The following is a 273-nucleotide window of genomic DNA, read 5'->3' on the forward strand; positions in this document are numbered from 1 at the left end:
CCTGGTGGCCGCGTGGCTGGTGGAGGCCAAGAAGAGCGTGGTGGAGAACATCGCGCCCGTGCTGACACGGGTGTTCACACCGCTCGCGCTTCTGATGCTGGTCGCCGACCTGGTGGCGCTGGTGGTGAACGGCCCGCTGACCACGGTGGACCGCGAACTGCTCATCCTCATGGACGCCGTCTTGGTGCTGGTCCTGTTCCTGCTGCTGTACTCGATCTCCGCCCGCGACCCGCTGGCCCCGCCGAACGTGTTCGACTGGCTCCCCCCCCCCCC

General features: G+C 68.5%; 1 pseudogene. It reads left to right on the top strand.

Going from position 1 to position 273, the window contains the following annotated elements:
• Positions 1 to 273 (top strand): annotated as a pseudogene (locus D471_RS34685) (hypothetical protein); the annotation flags it as partial.

The sequence above is a fragment of the Nocardiopsis lucentensis DSM 44048 genome (assembly GCF_000341125.1).
Lineage (GTDB): Bacteria > Actinomycetota > Actinomycetes > Streptosporangiales > Streptosporangiaceae > Nocardiopsis > Nocardiopsis lucentensis.